Raw genomic sequence first — 20,851 nt, forward strand, 5'->3', positions numbered from 1 at the left:
GGTGGAAACAGTGATTCGATATATAAAAAATAACATATCGATTTTAAAAAAATAGGCTAAAACAAGATTGTTAATATGATAACAAAGTCGATAATTATAAATATTTGTTAATCTATTTAATAGAAAAAAGGGAGAATTAATCTCCCTTTTAAATAATGAACGCTAGGGCTATGGTGTGTCGATATTGGTAGGGAATTTTAATGCTCTAACATCGCTACCTGTTGGTGATTGGTGTATTCGTAAACCAAACTGAGGAAGAATAGCGAATATATGATCAAAAATATCGGACTGAATAGCTTCATACTCTACCCACACGGTTGTATTGGTAAAGGCATAAATTTCGATAGGTAACCCTTCAGAGGTTGGGGCAAGCTGTCTTACCATAATGGTCATCTGTTTATGGATCTTCGGATGATTTTTTAGATAAGCTTCCACGTAAGCGCGAAATGTACCGACATTCGTCATACCACGTTGATTAAGTGGCATTTGATGCTCATGACAAAGGCTAGCGTTATAGCTGGAGATTTCACCTACTTTGCTTTTTATATAAGGTTCAAGAAGCTGTGCCTTTTCTAATTTATCAATATTCTCTTGATCTAAAAAGTAAATACTATTGATATCAAGAGATAAACTGCGCTTAATTCGACGCCCACCTGATTGTGTCATCGCTTGCCAGTTTTTAAACGAATCAGAAATTAAAGAATAAGTAGGAATGGTCGTAACGGTATTATCCCAATTACGTACTTTTACTGTGGTGAGGCTAATATCCACTACGGCACCATCAGCACCATATTTAGGCATTTCTAACCAATCACCCAAGCTAATCATATTATTGGCGGAGAGTTGAATACCGGCAACAAGTCCCATAATTGGATCTTTAAATACCAACATCAACACCGCAGTCATGGCACCTAAACCACTTAATAAAATAAGCGGTGATTTACCGATCAGTAATGAAACAATCATGATACCAATCAGCACGCTGGCGACTAATTTTAAACTTTGGAAAATACCTCTAAGGGGTAATCGGCCAAAAGAAGGGGAATTTCTCATGATCTGCAAACAGAGATCCATAATTGAGAAAATCATCAATAAACCGAAAAGTAAACACCATGCTTGAGCTGTAGTGGTTAATATCTCCTGTGTCTTACCGGGTCCCATCCATAATAAGGCTTGAATATTAATGACTACACCTTGGATAAGAAAGGCAAATCGACTGAATAACTTATTAATTTCAAAAGAGAGTTGCCACTTTTGATCGTATTTACTGATAGCTTTTGAAAGTTTAGGTAGCACAAGTTTGTGCAAAATAAAGTGGAGAACAAGAGCAACAACAAAAATGATCAATAAAACAAGTAACAGAGAAGTGATTTGAGCGTACTCTTCATTAAACTGACGTATCCATGTAAGCAGTTGCTGCTGCATAAACTATCCTCATCATAAAAGGTGATTTAATACTAGGGTACAAGAAGAGGGATTTTAGTTCAAACAAGTGAAATTTTTGTTACTAAAGATGCGCGAAGAGTAAGATAAGAAAAAATCAAAGGGATAGAAAATAAAAGCCAGATAGTGCCTCTTGCGATATAGAGTGCATTTTCTGGCTTTATGCTTAGTTATTCTTTTTAATACAAAGAATTACAATAAACGAGTTGAAGATAATTTAACAACAACTTGGTGCAGATGAGTAATAAAAGAAGTCATTGATTTCATATTAAGTATCCTATTAATAAAATGTGATTCTCGTCACAAATATTTTCTGATACTGATTCTAATCACATTTTCATAACAGTCAATAGCTTTATACAAAAATATTTTAAATTTTAAATTATTTTTTATATTGAAAGCATTTTTTGTTGGTAACCATAGCTTAAGAACGTTTGAATTTATATCTATCTTATTGTTTTAAAATTATTTTTCTGCTTATAGCGCTTAGTTGACTTTTTCTATTGCGCCTTTCGCGATATTGTCTTTTTAAACTAACTATTGCAGTAGAGAAATGAGGAAGTAAAAGGAAGGGCATTTGACAAGTAGTCTCGGTTGGCTTTGTCGAATTGGGATAAAATATATACACCGCTACTTTTAGAGCCACATTAAGTGGCTCTAACATTCAACTACAGCTTATAAACTAAGACGCAATTAACGAGTCATCCGCTTGATTGCACTGGCTATTGATAGAATAGTTATAGAACTTAAAATAAGTTGTATACCAATCAATGCCATCACCAGTGTTATAGAAGTTTCAGGGCCAAAAGCTAGTAAGAAATAGGCTAAAACAAGATCTAAAAAGCCCACTAAAATATTAAACCAGCCATAAAAGCTATCTTTAATTTGCTTAAAGCCGAGGACTAAGCGGAGTATTCCTGCAAAGATAAATAAATAACCGATAATAAATGCAAGGCTTAACATGCCATTTAAAGGATCGGTAATAAAAATATAACCTAAAAATAGATAGATAAAACCAGCAAGTAAAGTAATTAACATCGACCAACCAGAAGAGATCCGGCTATTAAAGGCCGCCATTATGCTGGTTATTGCACAAGCAAAAAACACCACACCGAGGAAAACACTGACCACGACCCCTGAAGAAAAAGGGTTAATAATACAGATAATACCCGCAAGTAATCCCAGCATGGCAATGATACTCATTAAAGTACACTGCTTTTTAACGAGTTTCTCTGTTAGCTGAGATAAATTATTTTTATTAATGTCTAACATAACAACCTCTTAATTTGTAATCCTTATCGCAAATTATAGCAATTTTTAGCTATATAACAGGAATTCTTTAAAGAAAAAGGTCATTAAAGATTTGTATTAGAAAGTCAGTAGCATTTGAAATAGTAATGTGAAAGAGTAGTGTGGTGAAAAGTTATCAAGGTTAATACAATTTATCACGGAGGTAAAATGTCTGAGATTGTGTATTTAAATAACCAATTTGTACCTAAAGAACAAGCTAATATCTCTGTTTTTGATCGAGGTTTCTTATTTGCTGATGCCGTTTATGAAGTTACCGCCGTTATTAACGGACAATTAATTGATTTTGAAGGGCATTTTCAACGTTTACAGCGCTCGTGCAAAGCATTATCAATGCCTTTTTCATTAACCAAAGAGCAATTAAAAGAGATCCACGAGCAATTGATAGATAAGAACCATCTGCATGAAGGACTTATCTATTTACAAGTCACTCGTGGCGCCGATTCATCACGTTTTTTTGATTTCCCGTCTTCATCAGTCGTTCCTACATTGGTGCTATTTGTTCAACACTCAACGGTGGTAAATCATCCTAATGCAAGCAAAGGAATTTCTGTCGTAAGTGTTGAGGATATTCGTTGGCAACGCTGTGATATTAAAACGGTGGCATTACTTGCTGCATGTTTAGCTAAACATCATGCGCATCAGCAAGGTGCTGATGATGCTATTTTTATCAAAGAGGGCTATATCACCGAAGGGAGTTCAAGCAATTTCTTTATTGTTAATCAGCAAGATGAAATTATCACTCGCCCATTAAGCCAAGATATTTTACCGGGGATCACGCGACAAGCGATTATTCAGTTAGCCAAAGAGCAAAAACTCACCATCATTGAGCGTTTATTTACACTCGAAGAAGCGAAACAAGCCAAAGAGGCTTTTATTAGTTCAGCGACGACCTTAATTTGGCCGGTGATCTCCATTGATAATGAAAAAATAAATCAAGGTAAGGTAGGGGCGTTATCACAACGCTTAAGAGAGATTTATCTTGAGAAAGCCGGTGTTAAACCATAGTAAATTTTTATCGCACTGATTTTGACTTTATCCGAAAAATCAGTGCGATAATACCATTGTCACTAATTGTGATGTTCAATGATCATGACAGCGGTAGTATCTGGCTCTAATGCACGTAGCACATGAGTAACGTCACCAGGGTAACAAATATAGTCACCGGGAGATAACTCTTGTTGATTATCTAAAGTACCGACAATGGCACGACCGCTAATTATAAGAATATGTTCTGTGACATTTTTACTATGAGGATCTGACACTCTATCTTTACCCGGTTGAGCAATAACCGTATAAATATCGCGCTTCGCGCCATTGGGGCAAGATGACAATAAAAAGGCATGGTAATAGGCCTTTTCTGCACTAATTTTAAATCCATCACCTTTGCGGATCACTTTAACTTCTGGTTTAGGTGAGGAAATCAGTTGTGAAAACGGAATATTGAGTGCGACGCAAATAGCCCATAAAGTTTCGATACTTGGATTACCTTGTCCCGCTTCTAATTGAGATAACGTTGACTTTGCGATCCCCGCTCGCCTTGCGATTTCTGCAAGTGAAAGACCTGCTTTTTTTCTTTCTCTAGCAATGGATTGAGAAATAATTTCAATGGGTGCCGAAGGTGATGACATCATAGTTTCCTTCAAAAATCAGCTTGCAAAAAAATACATCGTTCAACATAATGAACAAATCGTTCAATAAATAATACGTTTTTTTATGCATATTAACAGTCGTCTAGATAATAACGTACTTAGAGATATTCTGCTTGTTTCATTAGCGGATGGGATCGTTGGAATATCTTATGGTGCTTTAGCACATACTCAAGGTTTCGATTTTTGGGTACCCCTTTCGTTATCGATTTTTGTTTTAGCAGGGGCTTCTGAATTTCTATTTATCGGAGTGGTTGCGATGGGAGGAAGCGCCATCTATGCGGCACTCGCTGGCTTAATGGTCAATGCAAGGCACATCCCTTTTAGTATGGCGGTGAAAGAGTTACCCGGAAAAGGGATTAAATCACTATTAGGCTTTCATGTATTAAATGATGAAAGTGTGGTTTTTGGGTTATCTCAATCGACTGCTGAGCAAAATAGATTAGCATTTTGGGCTTGTGGATTAGGCATTTTACTGATGTGGCCGTTAGGTACTATGCTAGGTGTTTATTTAGGCTCTTTTATTGTTGATATAAAAATGCTTGGTTTAGATGCGATGTTCCCAGCGATTATTTTGGCACTAAGTTTACCGGCATTGAAAAATAAATTAACACGAAAAGCCGCTATTATTGGTAGTGTGATTGCCTTAGCAACGACACTGTTTCTCCCTGCGGGAATACCGGTTTTATTATCCTTGTTAGGCGTTTTATTTGTGGTGAGAAAAATATGATCTCAACAACTTCACTTATCGCAGGTATCGCTATTTTAGCCGTAGGAACTTATGCCATGCGCATCTCCGGTATCTTATTAAATAATAAAACGGGGATGTCTGAGCGGGTCAAAGAAATGTTTTCACTTTCAGCAATCGTGATCTTATTTTCGGTTGCAATGACATCTACTTTTTTTGATGGTGACCAACTCGCTGATATTGCCAAGATTATTGGTGTGGGTGTTGCAGGCGTTTTAACTTGGAAAAAGAAACCTTTTATTTTGGTGGTATTAAGTGCTGCTATTATTACCGCGATGCTACGTTGGATAGCCACTTTGTGGGGATAAGCATAACTAATAGTTTTAACTAAAATTATAGGAGGCAAAGGCCTCCTATAATATATTTACTCGTTATCTAGTGGTTTAATTTTTAACGGTAAGGTAATAATAAAACCAATACCTTTATTGTGTAGCCCTTCAGTAATGGAAATGGTTGCTTGAATTTTTTCAGCGAGATTTTGTGCAATAGATAAGCCTAAACCACTGCCCGTCCCTTGTGATCCCGGAACACGATAAAAACGGGAAAATAGTGAGCTAATATACTCTGGTGCAATTCCTGGTCCATTATCACGCAGAATAATATTGAGATGATGGTTATCTTTATGTTCAATAGTCACTTCGACTTGACTATTATTGGGGCAATATTTGATTGCATTATCCAATAAGTTATTAAAAATAGACAGTAGTGCTTGTTTATCTGTTTCTATTTTAAGTGACATACCTTCATTTAAAGATAGCTCAATATTTTTTGTTAAGGCATAGGGCACGCGCTGAGCAATAGCATTACCAATAATATTATAAACATCAAAGGATTCTATTTTTATAGGGAAATCGTCACACTCTAATCTTGCTAAATCAATAAGCTGGTGGGAAAGTGCGGCGGCTCTATCCAGAGATTGTTTCATATCTTCAATAATTTCTTCTCGCTCCTGCTTTTCATCGACTAAAGAGAGAATGTGTAATTGGGCAATCACTGCGGCAATTGGGGTTCTTAGCTCATGAGCCGCATCAGCCATAAATTGTTTTTCTCTAATATTAGCCGCATCTATTCTTGCCATTAATTGGTTAAGCTCTTTAAAGATAGGGCGGATCTCTTTAAATTGTTGTCCGACATTAATTGGCGTTAAATTACGAGGTTTTCGGTTAGAAATCAGCTCTGCGGCTTGTCTTAAAGGGCGCAAACTAAAATAAGCAGTAATTAAGATAGCCAAGATCACCGTTGCTAAAATAAATAGGAAGGGCACAAAAGTACCGGAAATAGGGTTACCAATGACATGTCCTCTATCTTCGACGGATTCACCAATAAAAACTTTAATTTTATGTTGTTTTCCCCAACTATAAGATAAATACCATTTCTCCCCAGCCACAGAGATTTTTTCAGAGGCAAGCGACAGTACCCGTTTAGGCAGAGAAAGTTCCGGTCTATTGGTATAAATCAGATCATTATCTTTATTTAAGACAATAAACCAAGGTAAATAGTGTAAATCATCATCCTCACCATTAAGCATGGTATCGATATACATGTTTTGTAAATGGTGAGCTATCTGTTTTACTGTCTCGGGTTGAGAGGAAACCGTTTCGAGTGTATTGGCAAATCCTTCAGCAATAATTTCTTGTTGCTTATTGTAGATAGTTTCAAAGTCAGCAAGATAATCAAATTCTATCCAAGCTAACCAAACGCCCCATAGCATCACGATAGATATCGTTTGTAGAAAGATAGTATAAATAAAGAAAGAGCGGATCTTCATTTAGTTCACTTCTTTTTTTAAGAGATAACCGATACCGCGAACCGTAATAATACGCTCTTTGCCTATTTTACGACGTAAGTTGTGCATATGAACTTCAAGTGAGTTACTTTCAATTTTGTCATCTAAGCCAAATAAGCGTTGTTCTAAATCAGATTTACGTACTACATTATCTGTATTGCGCATCAGCTCATATAATAACTGGTACTCTTTACCTGATAATAACAATAGTTCACCATTTAAAGTGACTTGATGATTCGAGGGATTAAGCTGTAAATCACCAATAGACCAAATCTGTGAAGAGAAACCGGCCATACGGCGACTTACGGCTTTTACACGAGAAATTAATTCAGGCATAGCAAAAGGTTTTGGTAAGAAATCGTCGGCACCTGAATCTAATGTTTGTACTAAGTTATCTATTTGAGTACGAGCCGTCAAAATAATAATGGGTATTTTTTCACCACTTTTTCTTAGTGCGATAAGTTCATCTTGACCATCACCATCAGGAAGACCTAGATCAAGCAACATTAAATCAAAGGCTTTTTGGTTTAATTGAACACGTGCATCCGCAAGCAATCTTACCCAGCAGGGCTGAAAACCAGCAATTTCTAAACCACGACAGAGCGCCTTTCCCAATTGCAGATCGTCTTCAACTAATAAAATATTCATAATAACACCTATCAAAATATGCTTTAAGAAAGTATAAAAGGCAAATAAAGTTTGAGCAATATAATAAAAGATAAAGCTAAGTGTGATTAATCAACTCTTAATATTAGATAATATATTATTAAATATGTATTTTTACTGAAAGTAAGGTGTTTAAGTAATAAAATAATCACTTTCTACATGAATCTTTTGTAGAGGTGATAAATAAATACTTGCTTTTATGATGATGATGACATTTATTGCCGAACTGTATTATTTTAAATTTCAATATAACCAAAGAGTTAACTCATAGAAAGTAATGCATTAACGTAAATTGATAATATTAATTCTATTAATAATAGAAAATAAAGGCATTAATTATAAATAAGCAGATAATAAATATGTTGTATGAAAATGGATAATATCGAAAATATAATTTTATCATATTGAATATGAGATAAGAGGCGATCTTTTCTTACTATTAGATAAAAAACAATATAGTAAGATAAGTGTGTTGTATCAGAGTTAATTAATTTATTTACCCTATGCATTTCAATATTCTAAATAAAATTATGCAATTTAATTGGAATAAACACTGTTATTAAAAGGAATTAATATGCAATTAGATGATCACTTTTAATATTAATTAAATCGTTCTGTGTCAGAAATGCTCCCCTCCTCAGGGAGCATTTCACCGATAAAATGTATTGGGTAAAAATTAACTCAAAATATGAGTAATAATGTTATACCCTTGGTGTAGTTCTGTTGAAAGATAAAGATTCACTTAAGTTATTCATGAATTCTATTGTTTTTATCAAATGATAATGATAATAGTTTACTTGACAAAAATACTTTCATTTATATACTAGCATCGGTCTAGTCTACAAGACTCGTAAGCGTTTACGTTAATCAACGCATATAACTTAATTTTTTTACCTTTATGGGTATTCGCCTGTTGTATTGGCGGTTATATGCCGTAGTACACGTTTTTATTGGGGTCTTTTCTATGTTTTTTCAAGATAAAAATAATATTTTGGGTATACCTAAATTGCCACCAAGAGCCATGATTTTTCTGGTTCCGTTTTTCCTATCTTTTGTGATGTGTGGCATTGTTTCTTTTATTAGTACAGCAAAAACAATGGGCTTAAATAGCCTTATGTTTGCACCTTGGTTCTCTTCATGGGGGGTATCTTGGATGATTGCGTTTCCAACCGTTTTATTCGTTTTACCCTTTGCAAGAAAGCTATCACTCTTATTAGTAAAACCACATTAATATTTCATATCCTATAATGCGTTATAACCTAATATGGCATCTAATACCGCTATTTTATTAGATGTTGTATTAGGATCAGCCATTGAAGTCTGTTTTTCTTAGCACTCTGTGAGATAGGTTATCGCGTTATGTCATTTAATGCGTTAGCCTTATTAAGTTATAGTGATGGTTCATTTAAAACTAGATAGAGGGCAAATAATTATTTTTAATCGTAACCATAAGATAAAAATGATTTTTGTCTCATTGCTTATATAGCAGGAGGCTTTGCATGAGTTTGTTATTTACGCCTAATAAATTAGGACCTCATCAATTAGACAACCGTATTATTGTTGCACCAATGTGCCAATATTCTGCGCAAGATGGAATACCCACATCTTGGCATACAATGCACTATGGGCAATTAGCATTATCAGGTGCCGCTTTAGTGATTATAGAAGCGACGGCGGTAGAGCCTCGAGGTAGAATTAGCTATAAAGATCTCGGATTATGGTCTGAGGAACATGGTCGCGCATTAAAACAGCTTATTAGCGATATAAAACAGCATACTAATGCTAAAATAGGTATACAGTTGGCTCATGCGGGGCGAAAAGCATCAACATCGTTGCCATGGGAAGGTGGAAAATCATTGGCTCCTGATGATGAGAATGGCTGGCAAAAAGTAGCACCTTCTAGTATTGCTTTTGGTCAATATCATCAGCCTCAAGCATTAACAATTGATGAGATTGAAAAGATAAAAAACGCATTTGTTGAAGCAGCTAAAAGAGCTGAGTCAGCAGGTATTGATGTTATTGAGATACATGGTGCTCATGGTTATTTACTGCATGAATTCTTATCACCATTATCAAACCATCGCACCGATCAGTATGGCGGTGATTTTAATAATCGTAGCCGCTTGTTAATTGATGTTTTTACTGCAGTCAAAAAAGCAGTCTCTGACAAAATGTGTGTGGGAGTAAGAATATCGGCGACTGATTGGGTTGAGGGAGGATGGGATCTGGAAAGTTCTATTGCATTAACTCAACATCTTGAAGATCTCGGTTGCCACTATATTCATGTTTCTTCCGGTGGCTTATCAGACAAACAAGCCATCAAGCTAGGACCTAATTATCAGGTTCCTTTTGCTCAAGCCATCTATAATGAAACACAATTACCCGTGATTGCGGTTGGATTAATTACAGAGCCAGAGCAAGCAGAAGCTATTTTACTGACTGAACAAGCTGATTTTATCGCATTAGGCAGAGGAATACTTTATGATCCTCGTTGGCCTTGGCATGCGGCTGAAAAGTTAAAGCAGACTATTAAAGTCGCTCCGCAATATTTGCGTTGTGCGCCACATGGTAGTAAAGATTTTTTTAAATAGCATAGTTGATAGCTAGAAGATAATGTATTTTTAAAACCACAGAGTTGCTGGAAAAATAGTTAACAAGTTGCAACTTTGTGGTTTTTCTATGTCACATTATTATAGATATTCATAATAATGGTGAAGGAGTGTAAGGAATGGATAAGGTTCAAAATCCGTTATTGTTACAACCACGGATTGCTTAGTCATGATGTGTTTTGGAATGCGGACACATCATCAAAGAATACAGCATTCTTTGATGGCTCATTAATTTATAGCGAGTCATAGTATGAACACGAAACATTGGTCACGTGTCGAATATTTACACGAAACAGTAAAAAATAAGAATATTATTATTAAAGGTCAGCATAGCTATTACAGTGATTGTTGGGATAATGGCTTTGAAGCATCTGTAGTGCGTTACCTTTATGGCGATGAAATTAGCCTTCAGTGGGAACCCTTATGGGAAATCGATAAATTATATATCGGTGACTATGTTTGTATTGGTGCTGAAGCGGTTATTTTGATGGGGGGCAATCATACTCATCGTATGGATTGGTTTTCTCTTTATCCATTTTTAGACAATATTAAAGAAGCCTATATTGGTAAAGGTGATACTTATATTCACGATGGTGTATGGATAGGTATGCGGGCCATGATTATGCCTGGCGTTACTATTGGTGAAGGGGCTATTATCGCAGCAAATAGTGTAGTGACAAAAGATGTTGCTCCTTATAGTATCGTTGGTGGAATACCGGCTAAGCATGTTAAATACCGCTTTGAACCAAAAGTGATAGAACAACTTTTATCTTTAAATATTTATAGTTGGCCAGAGAAAAAGTTTGCCGCATTAAAACCTTATTTATGCCAAGCTTCAATTGATAAGCTGTTAACTGCTCATACGCAATATAACCAAGATATGAAATAGAACTAAAGCCTTTAATAATATTGTTATTAAAGGCTTTTTGTTGATTATCATTGTGTTATCTAATTACATATAAACGGCCTTTATATCGACAGATATTGATGGTTTTTTACATAGCAAAAATTAATTATTATTGATATTTTTATGAGGAAGCGATGATCTACCTGCATTCTGGTGGCGGTGACTCCGCTAAACAACAAAGAGTTAATCAAGCCGCAACAGATAAAGCGCAACAAATTGCCCAAGATCAGCAATCTTTACTCTATACCATCTCCTCAGAGAGTGATTTTCCGACGACGGTTGAAAATATCGGTGCTATTTTATTAATTGAGCCCAGTATTGAATTAGCTCTAGAGGTGTGTCGCCGTTATCAATCATCAACAGAGATAGTGATGGCTGAAAGTGCAATCACGGGGGCAAAGTTGACTGTATGCCAAATTGAATTTGAAGTGATAAAAATTTGTGTTATTTAACGGCTAAAGTTGTTGCAACGTCTTTCTTGTTATCCACATTAACTGTGGATAACTCTTGCTTTACATGTGAGTAATCAATTTACCCATTGATTTTATTTGATATTTTCATGTGATTGAAAAGTATCCACAAAGATTTATCTGATCAAATAAAATCGGACGATATTAATTAACCCACAGCATAATAAAATCTGTCGTTTTTAATTTGAAGAATAAAACGACAGATTAGCGGTTATAAAAGCGATGGTTTATCGAATAAAGGGGTTGGCTTACCATGCTCATCAACGGCAACAAAATTAAATTGGCCGTGGATCACTTCTTCTCGTCCTTCAGCATACATATCTTCGAGAAAAATAGAAACATTTACCGTTAGACTGGTACGCCCGACACGTATTACCTCACCAACTAATTCAATAATGGTGCCAGAGGGAATAGGGTGATTAAAATTAATTTTCTCTGTAGAAACTGTCACTAAACGTTTACGGCAAAAGCGCGTAGCGGTAATAAAAGAGACTTCATCCATCCATGCTAATGCCGTTCCGCCAAAGAGTGTGGAGTGATGATTGGTGGTGGTTGGAAAAATAACTTTAGAGACGCGGGTGATTGAGCGTTTAATTTTATCTTGCAACTCTAGAGATAAATCCGTTGTGGACATAATAAAACCTTATCTTTCTATACAGTAGGGATGATCCTAAAGTATAAAATAGAGAAAAATGAAAGCAAAGGAGAGGAATAGATGATATTCCTCTTTAATTTTAAAAGGTTATTTCACCGGTTAAAAATAGTACAGCATCACCAGTAAGCAATAAGCGCTCTTGTTTGAGTTCACACTGTATATTGCCTCCCCTCGCGGAAACTTGTCTGGCATTTAATTTATCTTTGTTTAATTTTTTTGCCCAAATTGGTGCTAATACACAATGTGAAGTGCCAGTTACTGGATCTTCATTAACTCCTTTACGTGGTGCAAAAAAGCGTGAAATAAAATCAAAAGGCGCATGACCTTTCGCCGTCAATATTACACCGGGAAGTGGTAGTTGTGTTATAGCATTAAAGTCAGGTTGATAATCAATAACCTTGTTAGGATCAGCCACAAAGCAGGTATATCTGTCGTGAGATTGCCAAACTTCTTCAATATCTATGTTTAGTGCCGTTTCTAATGACGGTTTTATGGTTGGATTTAATGATGCAGGTACTTGAGGAAAATCGAGAGTAAAACTTGAAGAGTGACAAGATACCGTGAGCTCTCCAGACAGAGAATGGAATTTAAAGCTTGTCGCAGGTGCTTTGTTAATCGTTTTTAATACAAAAGCTGTGGCTAAAGTCGCATGCCCACATAGGGGAACTTCTACTTTAGGCGTAAACCAGCGAATATGATTGGCAACTAAAAAAGCCGTTTCTGGTAAACCAATTTCATTGGCTAATTTAAGTAGTGTGTCATCGGGTAGCCATTTATCTAACAAAATAACCGCAGCCGGATTTCCGGAAAAAGGTGTTGAAGTAAAAGCGTTAACATAATAAATGGGAAGCGTGTTCATAAAGTACCTTAATCGGAAAGAGGAAGAAGAAACAATTTAGCAGAGCAAAAGAGTGATAAAAAGTGGCTGGAAGTAAAAATAAGAAGTAGGAGGTAGCAAACTCTTAGTAAACGTTAGTTCAACTCGATGAGGAAAGTTTTATCTGTACAGGGTTAATTTAATTTTCATGAAGAACTAAGATTATTAACGAGTTTTTTTAATTTTATTTTTATATATATAATTGTCAATTTTGTTGCTAGCTTTATATTTCGGAATGAATGCCATGATCCAAATAAATATACAAATAGAACGATTAATAAGCTAATTGATATTTTACTTTGTAGTGTAAGAGTTATACTTTTACTAAAAATAAAGAAAAGAGAGAAAACTATTGTAAAGAAAGTAGTTTGTAAATTACACTTTATATTAAATTTTATATTCCTACATAAAACACTTTTTTCTATATTTCTCAATATGTTTTTTTCTTTTGTATTTAGCATATGGCTTGTCCTATCTTATTGAATAGTCTTTAAAAGTTAAAATTTTTAATTTATTTAATTAAAAGACTCCATTTTAAGCAGAACGAAAATTTTCTATTGAAGCATTATCTCGTAAATTTTGCTTCTATGATATCATTTTTTATTGTCACTTTCAGGATATAGTCTGTGAGACCTCTTTTCTTTATTTCTAATATCTGTGGTGTATCTCTATATAGAACTTTGCATTTATATTTTATTTTTATAAAAAAACTCCCCAAATTAGAGTAGAAGTGTCTAATTTGAGGAGCGTAGTTGAGTTATAGGGTAAAAAATGTTACCTAAAACTCATTATGCTTGCGCATTCTCTTTATCATCTGCACTTTGTAACAGTTTACGCACAGGAATAATTAATGCTGCAAGAACAACAGCACAAATAACCAATGCTATAGAGACGTGAGAGAAGAAATCAGGCATAACATCAAGTTTATCAGGACGAATATTTCCACCCATTAAACCTGCGGCTAAGTTACCTAATGCACTCGCACAGAACCATAAACCCATAACCTGTCCACGCATTCTTGCTGGCGCTAAAATGGTCATCGTCGCAAGTCCTATAGGGCTTAAACATAATTCACCTAGGGTCAGCAATAAAATACTGGAAATTAACCATAATGGTGAAACACCGCTGCCTGTTGCAAGCACGCTTTCAGAGGCGTACATCATGACGGTAAAGCCACCTGCAGCGAATAAAATACCAATCACAAATTTGCTCATGCTACTTAAATTCATATTGTTGCGTGCTAGCATTGGCCATAACCAGCTAAATACAGGGGCAAGAATAATAATAAATAGCGCATTGACGGACTGGAACCAAACCGCAGGGATCTCAAAGCCCATAAAATTTAGATCAGTATAGTCGTTAGCAAATAAGTTAAATGAGGTTGGTTTTTGTTCGAATGCAGACCAGAACAGTGCCGCTGAAACTAATAATAGGAAGCAAACAAACAGGCGAGAACGGTCACTACTACTTAATCCTGCAAATAGGAATAAATAGATAAAGTAGGCGATAACACTGCCGGAGATCACATAAACCATAAAATTGGCAACAATAACCGGATTAAATGGAATAGTGCCTGAAATAATTAAACCAACAATGGCAATTAATATCACAGCAAGTGCTAATACCCATTGTCCGACATTACGACGCACAACAGTAGGGCGATCCCAACTTGAATCTAAGCCAACTTCTTTATCAAAGCGACGCATTGTCGGTACGGCATAAAAGCGGAAGATCAGTAGTGCAACTAGCATACCAATACCACCAATACCAAAGCCCCAATGCCAGCCATAATCACGGACTAAGAAGCCGGTGATCAGTGGTGCGATAAATGAGCCCATATTGATCCCCATATAAAACAAGGAGAAACCACCATCGCGGCGTGTATCATCTTTTTTATACAGGGTTCCCACCATAACAGTGACACAGGTTTTAAATAGGCCTGTACCTAATACGATAAGCAATAAGCCGATAAAAAATAGGTTCTGAGACCAAAACGCTGAAAGTGCGATAGAAAGGTGCCCTAATGCAATAAAGATAGAGCCATACCAAACCGCAAGACGTTGTCCCAACCAATTATCAGCCAGCCAACCTCCTGGCAATGATGTTAAATAAACACCACCAGCAAAAATTCCCACAATAGCAGATGCCTGCTCTCGAGGAATATCCATACCACCTTCATAAACGGTTGCAGCCATAAATAGGATTAATAATGGGCGAATACCGTAGAAAGAAAATCTCTCCCACATTTCTGTGAAGAACAGAGAGCTTAAAGGGTATGGATGGCCAAAAAAGGTTCGGCTTGATTTTGAGTGAGTAGATTGCATCTTAAATTCCCAAAAAAAACCTTTGCAGGTCGTTTGCAAGTAAAAAGAACAAAATATCAGTAGAAGGCAATACAGAATTATTTCATTCTGTTATCAATTGCTACTACATTTAATTAATATATTTTTAACACACTTTTAGTGAACTTCAGTGACTAAAAGCATATTTAATACTTTATAAACCATTTTTTAGTGCAAAAGTCGATAAAAATCTCATTTTGCAATAGTTAACCTTGCAATTTTTTGAAAAAAAAGGACAAGAAAAAGTAAAGAGGTGTAAACGTGGTGTGTAAATATTTTTCTTATTAAACAATAAATTATGAAAAATAAAATAAAAAAATTAACAATTAGACCTTTAAGAGAGAAAGTGTAATTTTTTATTGAAAAAAAACTATTAACTAAATCTATTGGTGGATTTTTTGACTATTTTCTTTGCGGGGTACGAAAGCTTATCCATGAGTAAATAAGATTAAAAAATACCACCGCAGCGGTGAAATAAAAAACAGCTTTAAATCCATAATTGGCCGCAACAAACGCGCCCATTAACGGTCCAGTAACATTTCCTACATCTCGTAAGGCTTGATTATAGCTGAAAATTCGACCAGCAATTGCAGGCGTAATATTGTATAAAATAAGCGTTTGTACCGCAGGTAACATGGCAGCGTTTACCGCACCCAATAAAAAACGTAATGCGCCTAGTTCCCAATAATTACTGACGAGTGCCATCGGAATAAGCATAAAAATAGATAAACCCAATGTGAAAATAAGCACCTTATCTGGGCCTATGCGATCACCTAATTTGCCAAAACGAGGGGCACTAATTAAAGCGGCAATACCGGGAACAGATGCAATCACACCACTAATAAAGGCAAGATTACTGATAGAGCCGGCTAGATCACGGATATAAAGTGTTAAAATAGGCGTAACAGAGCCTGTTGCCACTTGGATAATCATGGTGGTGAAAAACAGGCAAATGACTAATCTTTTATTTTTGAGTGATGAAAAAACTTGCTGGGTGGATAATGCATCTTTTTTAGAAACAGGGGTAAAATTTTCGCTAACAAAAAATAGGGTCACTATAAAACAGATAAATAAAACCGCGGCTGTAATAAAGAAAACCGGACGTAAACCGTAGAGATCGGCAAGTATTCCACCAATTAATGGCCCAATTAATGCACCACTTACCGCACCCGTAGAAAGAGTTCCTAATGCCCAACCACTTTTTTTAACGGGCACCTGTGTGGCGATAAGAGCATTAGCATTAGGCACAAACCCCCCTAATACCCCTAATAAAGCGCGTAAAATTAACAGTTGCCAAATATTTTGAGCAAAACCAATGAGTACCATGACGATCGCCATACCTAAGGCAGAACGTAATAGCATTAATTTGCGTCCTTTTCTATCTGACAATTTTCCCCAAAAAGGTGCCGCTATGGCAGAAAAGAGAAAAGTAATACTAAAAGCAACACCAGTCCATAGGTTTAAGGACTCATGATCTTTTATGCCAAGCTCTTCTACATACAATGGTAGAAAAGGCATAATCAAGCTAAAGCCGGCACCCGTTAAAAAACAACCAAACCAGACAATGTAGAGATTTCGTTTCCAAGAATTGTTGCGGGGCTTTAGGTTCATGTCACTCCTTTATCTAAGAATGTAAACGAAGCACATAAAGTGAGAATAATGGTGTTTGCGTTGTCTTTTTTATCTCAATGTTGGTTATCTATTCTTAAATAAGAATATCGCCATAATACAAAATAACAACGATAGGTAGTGCTTTATAATGTGTTTATTTGCAGGAAATAATAGTAGTGAGTATGGCTAATTTTATTATTTTAGTCTTGTATTTTAATCTTGGTTAAGAGAGTCAATCTGTTTGTCAGTGACTGTTTTTTTATTAAAACAGTCACTGATGGGGACTAGTGTACTTTCTTTATCTCATTATATAAAGAAGCTTCTCCAGGTGGGCGGGTTTTAAAACGACGGTGTAACCACATATATTGATCAGGAGCACGTAAAATTTCTTGTTCGACCACTTTATTCATTGCGATAGCGGTGTTTTCTTCACTATCGATGGGAAAATCAGCTACGGCAGGTGAAATAATCAGTTCATAACCTTTTGCTTCAGGTAAGCGCTTTGGTGTAAACGGGATCAAAGCCGGATGACTGGTTTTGACTAGAATATAGGTTCCTGTTGTTGTCGCTGCTTTATCTACGGCAAAAAGTGGGGCAAAGACACTCTTTCGTGGGCCGTAATCGTGGTCAGGGGCATACCAGAGGATCTCTCCTGCTTTTAAATTGCGGATCATACCTTTGACATCTTTTCTATCTAACATAAATTTGTTAGAACGCAAACGACCCCAAGTTTGTAACCAGTCCATAACTGGATTGTCATTAGGGCGATACACACCAATACCGGGGTTTAGCATGCCAAATATACGTGCACCTAACTCTAGAGTTAAAAAGTGTATACCAACGACAATAATACCTTGGCCAGTTTCTTGTACTTTTTGAATATTTTCTCTACCACTGATTTTAAACCAACGTTTCACACGCCAATCAGGCCAAAACCAAGCCATTCCTGTTTCAAATAGCCCCATACCTACGGATTCGAAGTTTTTATTCACTAACGCTTCACGTTCATTTTTAGGCATGTCAGGAAAACATAGCTCAAGATTACGTTCTGCTATTTGTACACGTTTTTTTAAAAAGACTTTAGATAAACGACCTAGCCGTGTACCCAACCAGTAGATAACGGGATAAGGGAGCAGAACGAGAAGATAGAGTAATCCTATCCCCAACCATGTCAGCCAATATTTGGGCTGTAAAAATGATGTTTTAAATGGAGGTGACTTTATCATAAGCCTATCTATTTACTATTTTTCCAATGAATATTCTATATTGTGACACTTTTTACCGCAGATCAGAAATTTTGTCATAAATTTGGCGCTACAATATCAATTCCTTGTAATGCGGTAACTAATTCTGCGATATTTTTAACGGCCATTTTATCCATTACTTTTGCTCGATGTACCTCAACTGTTCTGATAGAAACACAGGCAGTTTCAGCAATTTCTCGATTCATTAGGCCTTGAATAACATAATATGCAATATCTTTTTCTCTTGGTGTCAGTGAGGCATAACGGCGACGGATATCATCAGCCGTAAAGCGTGTTGCAGTTTCAGTAAAGGCGGATTTCAGTGCAGAGAGTAATGCATTGCTATCAACGGGTTTTTGTAAAAAATCAATGGCACCTTTTTTTATTTCTTCAACCGCCATCGGAATATCACCATGACCCGTTAAGAAAATCACTGCTAGCGTACTGTGTTTTTCAATTAAATATTGATGTACTTGTCTACCATCTGCTTTAGGCATTCTCATGTCTAACAGCACAACCCCTTGCTGATAAAGGTCAATATTATGGAGAAAATATTCGCTGTCATTCCAAACCTGCGCCGCATAACCTAAGCTTTCTAATAGAAATTGGCAAGCATCGGTGACGGCGAGATCGTCATCAACCAGATGAATTGTTGGCATTTTTCTTCCTCTAATTATTGTTATTGGGGAAAATAAGGGTGATTTTTAATCCAACATTATTTTGCTTATCTTTTTGATTTTCTATGTGAATATCAGCACCTTGTGAATTTAATAAGCGTTGGCAAATCACCAAACCTAAACCAAGACCTTCTGTTTTGGTGGTTTGAAAAGGGGAGAAAGGTTGTTCAAGCTGGCTATGGCTCATTCCTCCCGCATCATCTTTGATCACAATTAACAACCTATCAGGTGCTTTATGGGTGCTTATCTGTAGCACTTTAGTACCCGCCTGTAGGCTATTGGTGATCAAATTAGATAATATTTGCTCTAATAATGTTTCAGGTAAGTATAGGGTATCATGTTTATCAATCTTAGTGATCAGAGTCACTTGTGGATATTTTTCATCAATACGTAATAACCGCCAAATATGTTCAATACATTGGGCAATATTTTGTTCTGACAGTGGCACTGTATCACTATTTGCTGATTGCTTACCTACCCATAAACGTAGATTGCGAATAATATCTGCGCCACGTTGGGCTTGTTGGTCTATCTGTCGTAAAGCGGGGAGTAATGGATGATTTTTGTTCTCTTTTTCTAGACGGATCGCACTACCTTGGGCATAACTTTTGATCGCAGAAAGAGGTTGATTAAGCTCATGAGCAAAGCCTGACGCCATTTCACCTAAAATATTTAAACGCTGAGCTTGTTCTAATGCCTCTTTTTGCTCTCTTAAATGGATATGCGCTTGTTCTAATTGATGGCTACGTCTTCTGACCAAATAACTAATCCAGATTTGGTTGAAAACCAGTAAGATAATGGCACCCAATGATAATCCGATAATAAAACGGTGCTGGATAGCCCAAATTTTCGCATCTTGCCAAAGTTGTCGCTGCCTTGGGTGTTGGTTGACTTCTCGGAGTAAATTTTCCACTTGAGAATGAGAAGCGGGTGCCCCCCATTTCATGGCGTCGCTTTCATCATTGAGTAATGTTCGTGTCACTTTATCCACTAATGTGTCAGGAACAGTATCTAATGTAGCAAATGACCAATTAGGATAGAGCGGAGTACTGGTTAAACAAGAAGTATTGGTAGAATAATTTAATAATGGACGATAATCTTCTTTATTAATAAGACCTTCGTTATCCATATTTTCTAATAAGCAAACTGGGATGATCGCTGCATTAATATCGCCATCACGTAATAAGTAAAGTAACGCATCAGCCGGAAAACCACTAAAACGTAATGTAAAATCCTGTTCAGGATCAATCCCTTCTTCACGCAGTGCTTTGTAACCTAACAGATATCCACCAAAGGCATCTGGTGCAATGGCGCCAACACGCTTTCCGACTAATTCATGAATCGATGTGATTGCGCTGTCTTTGCGCACCAAAATAAGGCTACCAATCACATTTCTTGTTGTGTTATCCGGCTCATAACCCGAGCGTAAAGAGAGTAACCAACGTAGCGGATATGCACTATCAAGCTGGACAAATTGCGCTGGATTCGTCAATAAAAAATCTACTCTCTTGTCTGCCACTGCTTGCTTCATTTCTGACAAGTTAAGTGGTAACAGCAGAAAGCTATCTGTGGGTATTTGTTGATCTAAGGTATCGATAAGCGGTTGCCAATGTCTTTGTGTTGAGGCGTCGCCTCGCAACGCTAACACACCAATAGTCCACTCTTTGGCAACCGCAGAAGAAGAGAGTAGAAAAAAGAGCAGTAATAAGCTCAAACTAGCGATTTTTTTTATCCCAATTGTCTGTTTTATCGTCATAACTATCTAATGTTAAATATTGTTTTGGATCAAGTTCGCACCGAGTATGTGGTAAACCACAATAGGTGGAGGACTCAGTAATTTTTACAATGCCATAAATACT

19 protein-coding genes are annotated in these 20,851 nt (G+C 36.4%); 7 read left to right on the forward strand and 12 right to left on the reverse strand.

Annotation, left to right across the window (positions count from 1 at the left end):
• Positions 1-168: 168 nt before the first annotated feature.
• Together AACV01_RS14510 and AACV01_RS14515 are read right to left on the reverse strand one after the other, a co-directional pair.
• Positions 169-1,425 carry a mechanosensitive ion channel family protein gene (locus tag AACV01_RS14510; protein WP_004250735.1) on the reverse strand — a complete coding sequence of 419 codons (1,257 nt, stop codon included), beginning with the start codon at positions 1,423-1,425 and terminating at the stop codon, positions 169-171.
• 711 nt (positions 1,426-2,136) lie between these two features.
• Positions 2,137-2,715, reverse strand: a complete 579-nt coding sequence (locus tag AACV01_RS14515) for an HdeD family acid-resistance protein (protein WP_004243604.1) — start codon at positions 2,713-2,715, stop codon at positions 2,137-2,139.
• 186 nt (positions 2,716-2,901) lie between these two features.
• Between AACV01_RS14515 and AACV01_RS14520 the strand changes: the two genes are divergently transcribed.
• On the forward strand, positions 2,902-3,759 hold the full coding sequence (locus tag AACV01_RS14520; protein WP_104836534.1) for a D-amino-acid transaminase: 858 nt from the start codon (positions 2,902-2,904) through the stop codon (positions 3,757-3,759).
• Between the two features lie 62 nt (positions 3,760-3,821).
• Here the strand turns inward: AACV01_RS14520 and AACV01_RS14525 are convergent, their stop codons facing one another.
• The gene (locus AACV01_RS14525) at positions 3,822-4,382 is read right to left on the reverse strand and encodes a helix-turn-helix domain-containing protein (protein ID WP_004250737.1); all 561 of its coding nucleotides are present in this window, start codon (positions 4,380-4,382) and stop codon (positions 3,822-3,824) included.
• An 85-nt stretch (positions 4,383-4,467) separates the two neighbouring features.
• Here AACV01_RS14525 and AACV01_RS14530 point away from each other — a divergent pair, with 85 nt between their 5' ends.
• Entirely contained in the window at positions 4,468-5,130 is a 663-nt protein-coding gene (locus tag AACV01_RS14530; RefSeq protein ID WP_012368078.1) for an AzlC family ABC transporter permease, read from the forward strand.
• Complete coding sequence (locus AACV01_RS14535) at positions 5,127-5,456, forward strand: AzlD domain-containing protein (protein ID WP_004250741.1); 330 nt, start codon at positions 5,127-5,129, stop codon at positions 5,454-5,456. The genes AACV01_RS14530 and AACV01_RS14535 overlap by 4 nt, the downstream gene beginning before the upstream one ends.
• A 56-nt stretch (positions 5,457-5,512) precedes the next feature.
• On the opposite strand, the gene AACV01_RS14540 is transcribed toward AACV01_RS14535, so the two are convergent.
• Positions 5,513-6,916, reverse strand: a complete 1,404-nt coding sequence (locus tag AACV01_RS14540; protein ID WP_020945901.1) for an ATP-binding protein — start codon at positions 6,914-6,916, stop codon at positions 5,513-5,515.
• Complete coding sequence (locus AACV01_RS14545) at positions 6,917-7,582, reverse strand: response regulator (RefSeq protein ID WP_004243597.1); 666 nt, start codon at positions 7,580-7,582, stop codon at positions 6,917-6,919.
• Positions 7,583-8,564: 982 nt separating this feature from the next.
• Here AACV01_RS14545 and AACV01_RS14550 point away from each other — a divergent pair.
• The 4 genes from AACV01_RS14550 (at position 8,565) to AACV01_RS14565 (ending at position 11,568) form a co-directional block, all read left to right on the forward strand.
• Entirely contained in the window at positions 8,565-8,831 is a 267-nt protein-coding gene (locus AACV01_RS14550; protein WP_012368076.1) for a DUF2798 domain-containing protein, read from the forward strand.
• Positions 8,832-9,099: 268 nt separating this feature from the next.
• Positions 9,100-10,191, forward strand: coding sequence for an NADH:flavin oxidoreductase/NADH oxidase (locus AACV01_RS14555; RefSeq protein WP_012368075.1), 1,092 nt, complete (start codon positions 9,100-9,102; stop codon positions 10,189-10,191).
• Positions 10,192-10,459: 268 nt separating this feature from the next.
• Positions 10,460-11,098: a CatB-related O-acetyltransferase gene (locus AACV01_RS14560; protein WP_020945898.1), complete on the forward strand. Its 639-nt coding sequence runs from the start codon at positions 10,460-10,462 to the stop codon at positions 11,096-11,098.
• A 152-nt stretch (positions 11,099-11,250) separates the two neighbouring features.
• On the forward strand, positions 11,251-11,568 hold the full coding sequence (locus tag AACV01_RS14565) for a hypothetical protein (RefSeq protein ID WP_004243593.1): 318 nt from the start codon (positions 11,251-11,253) through the stop codon (positions 11,566-11,568).
• Between the two features lie 229 nt (positions 11,569-11,797).
• On the opposite strand, the gene AACV01_RS14570 is transcribed toward AACV01_RS14565, so the two are convergent.
• The 7 genes from AACV01_RS14570 to ttrS form a co-directional block, all read right to left on the reverse strand.
• Positions 11,798-12,220: an acyl-CoA thioesterase gene (locus tag AACV01_RS14570; protein ID WP_036971143.1), complete on the reverse strand. Its 423-nt coding sequence runs from the start codon at positions 12,218-12,220 to the stop codon at positions 11,798-11,800.
• A 100-nt stretch (positions 12,221-12,320) separates the two neighbouring features.
• Positions 12,321-13,100: a PhzF family phenazine biosynthesis protein gene (locus tag AACV01_RS14575; RefSeq protein WP_036895248.1), complete on the reverse strand. Its 780-nt coding sequence runs from the start codon at positions 13,098-13,100 to the stop codon at positions 12,321-12,323.
• An 806-nt stretch (positions 13,101-13,906) separates the two neighbouring features.
• Positions 13,907-15,442: a peptide MFS transporter gene (locus tag AACV01_RS14580; RefSeq protein ID WP_004250754.1), complete on the reverse strand. Its 1,536-nt coding sequence runs from the start codon at positions 15,440-15,442 to the stop codon at positions 13,907-13,909.
• 420 nt (positions 15,443-15,862) lie between these two features.
• Positions 15,863-17,071: a multidrug efflux MFS transporter MdtG gene (gene mdtG, locus AACV01_RS14585; protein ID WP_161683142.1), complete on the reverse strand. Its 1,209-nt coding sequence runs from the start codon at positions 17,069-17,071 to the stop codon at positions 15,863-15,865.
• A gap of 284 nt (positions 17,072-17,355) precedes the next feature.
• Positions 17,356-18,297: a Kdo(2)-lipid IV(A) acyltransferase gene (locus tag AACV01_RS14590; protein WP_004243585.1), complete on the reverse strand. Its 942-nt coding sequence runs from the start codon at positions 18,295-18,297 to the stop codon at positions 17,356-17,358.
• 74 nt (positions 18,298-18,371) lie between these two features.
• The gene (ttrR, locus tag AACV01_RS14595) at positions 18,372-18,974 is read right to left on the reverse strand and encodes a tetrathionate respiration response regulator TtrR (RefSeq protein WP_004243584.1); all 603 of its coding nucleotides are present in this window, start codon (positions 18,972-18,974) and stop codon (positions 18,372-18,374) included.
• A gap of 10 nt (positions 18,975-18,984) precedes the next feature.
• On the reverse strand, positions 18,985-20,748 hold the full coding sequence (gene ttrS / locus AACV01_RS14600) for a tetrathionate respiration histidine kinase TtrS (protein WP_161683144.1): 1,764 nt from the start codon (positions 20,746-20,748) through the stop codon (positions 18,985-18,987).
• Between the last annotated feature and the right edge of the window lie 103 nt (positions 20,749-20,851).

The sequence above is a fragment of the Proteus sp. G2609 genome (genome assembly GCF_963896135.1).
GTDB classification, from domain to species: Bacteria; Pseudomonadota; Gammaproteobacteria; order Enterobacterales; family Enterobacteriaceae; genus Proteus; species Proteus mirabilis.

Coding starts and splice junctions, on each gene's coding strand:
- AACV01_RS14510 (WP_004250735.1), bottom strand. CDS start 1,425: ATGCAGCAGCAACTGCTTACATGGATACGTCAGTTTAATGAAGAGTAC.
- AACV01_RS14515 (WP_004243604.1), bottom strand. CDS start 2,715: ATGTTAGACATTAATAAAAATAATTTATCTCAGCTAACAGAGAAACTC.
- AACV01_RS14520 (WP_104836534.1), top strand. CDS start 2,902: ATGTCTGAGATTGTGTATTTAAATAACCAATTTGTACCTAAAGAACAA.
- AACV01_RS14525 (WP_004250737.1), bottom strand. CDS start 4,382: ATGTCATCACCTTCGGCACCCATTGAAATTATTTCTCAATCCATTGCT.
- AACV01_RS14530 (WP_012368078.1), top strand. CDS start 4,468: ATGCATATTAACAGTCGTCTAGATAATAACGTACTTAGAGATATTCTG.
- AACV01_RS14535 (WP_004250741.1), top strand. CDS start 5,127: ATGATCTCAACAACTTCACTTATCGCAGGTATCGCTATTTTAGCCGTA.
- AACV01_RS14540 (WP_020945901.1), bottom strand. CDS start 6,916: ATGAAGATCCGCTCTTTCTTTATTTATACTATCTTTCTACAAACGATA.
- AACV01_RS14545 (WP_004243597.1), bottom strand. CDS start 7,582: ATGAATATTTTATTAGTTGAAGACGATCTGCAATTGGGAAAGGCGCTC.
- AACV01_RS14550 (WP_012368076.1), top strand. CDS start 8,565: ATGTTTTTTCAAGATAAAAATAATATTTTGGGTATACCTAAATTGCCA.
- AACV01_RS14555 (WP_012368075.1), top strand. CDS start 9,100: ATGAGTTTGTTATTTACGCCTAATAAATTAGGACCTCATCAATTAGAC.
- AACV01_RS14560 (WP_020945898.1), top strand. CDS start 10,460: ATGAACACGAAACATTGGTCACGTGTCGAATATTTACACGAAACAGTA.
- AACV01_RS14565 (WP_004243593.1), top strand. CDS start 11,251: ATGATCTACCTGCATTCTGGTGGCGGTGACTCCGCTAAACAACAAAGA.
- AACV01_RS14570 (WP_036971143.1), bottom strand. CDS start 12,220: ATGTCCACAACGGATTTATCTCTAGAGTTGCAAGATAAAATTAAACGC.
- AACV01_RS14575 (WP_036895248.1), bottom strand. CDS start 13,100: ATGAACACGCTTCCCATTTATTATGTTAACGCTTTTACTTCAACACCT.
- AACV01_RS14580 (WP_004250754.1), bottom strand. CDS start 15,442: ATGCAATCTACTCACTCAAAATCAAGCCGAACCTTTTTTGGCCATCCA.
- mdtG (WP_161683142.1), bottom strand. CDS start 17,071: ATGAACCTAAAGCCCCGCAACAATTCTTGGAAACGAAATCTCTACATT.
- AACV01_RS14590 (WP_004243585.1), bottom strand. CDS start 18,297: ATGATAAAGTCACCTCCATTTAAAACATCATTTTTACAGCCCAAATAT.
- ttrR (WP_004243584.1), bottom strand. CDS start 18,974: ATGCCAACAATTCATCTGGTTGATGACGATCTCGCCGTCACCGATGCT.
- ttrS (WP_161683144.1), bottom strand. CDS start 20,748: ATGACGATAAAACAGACAATTGGGATAAAAAAAATCGCTAGTTTGAGC.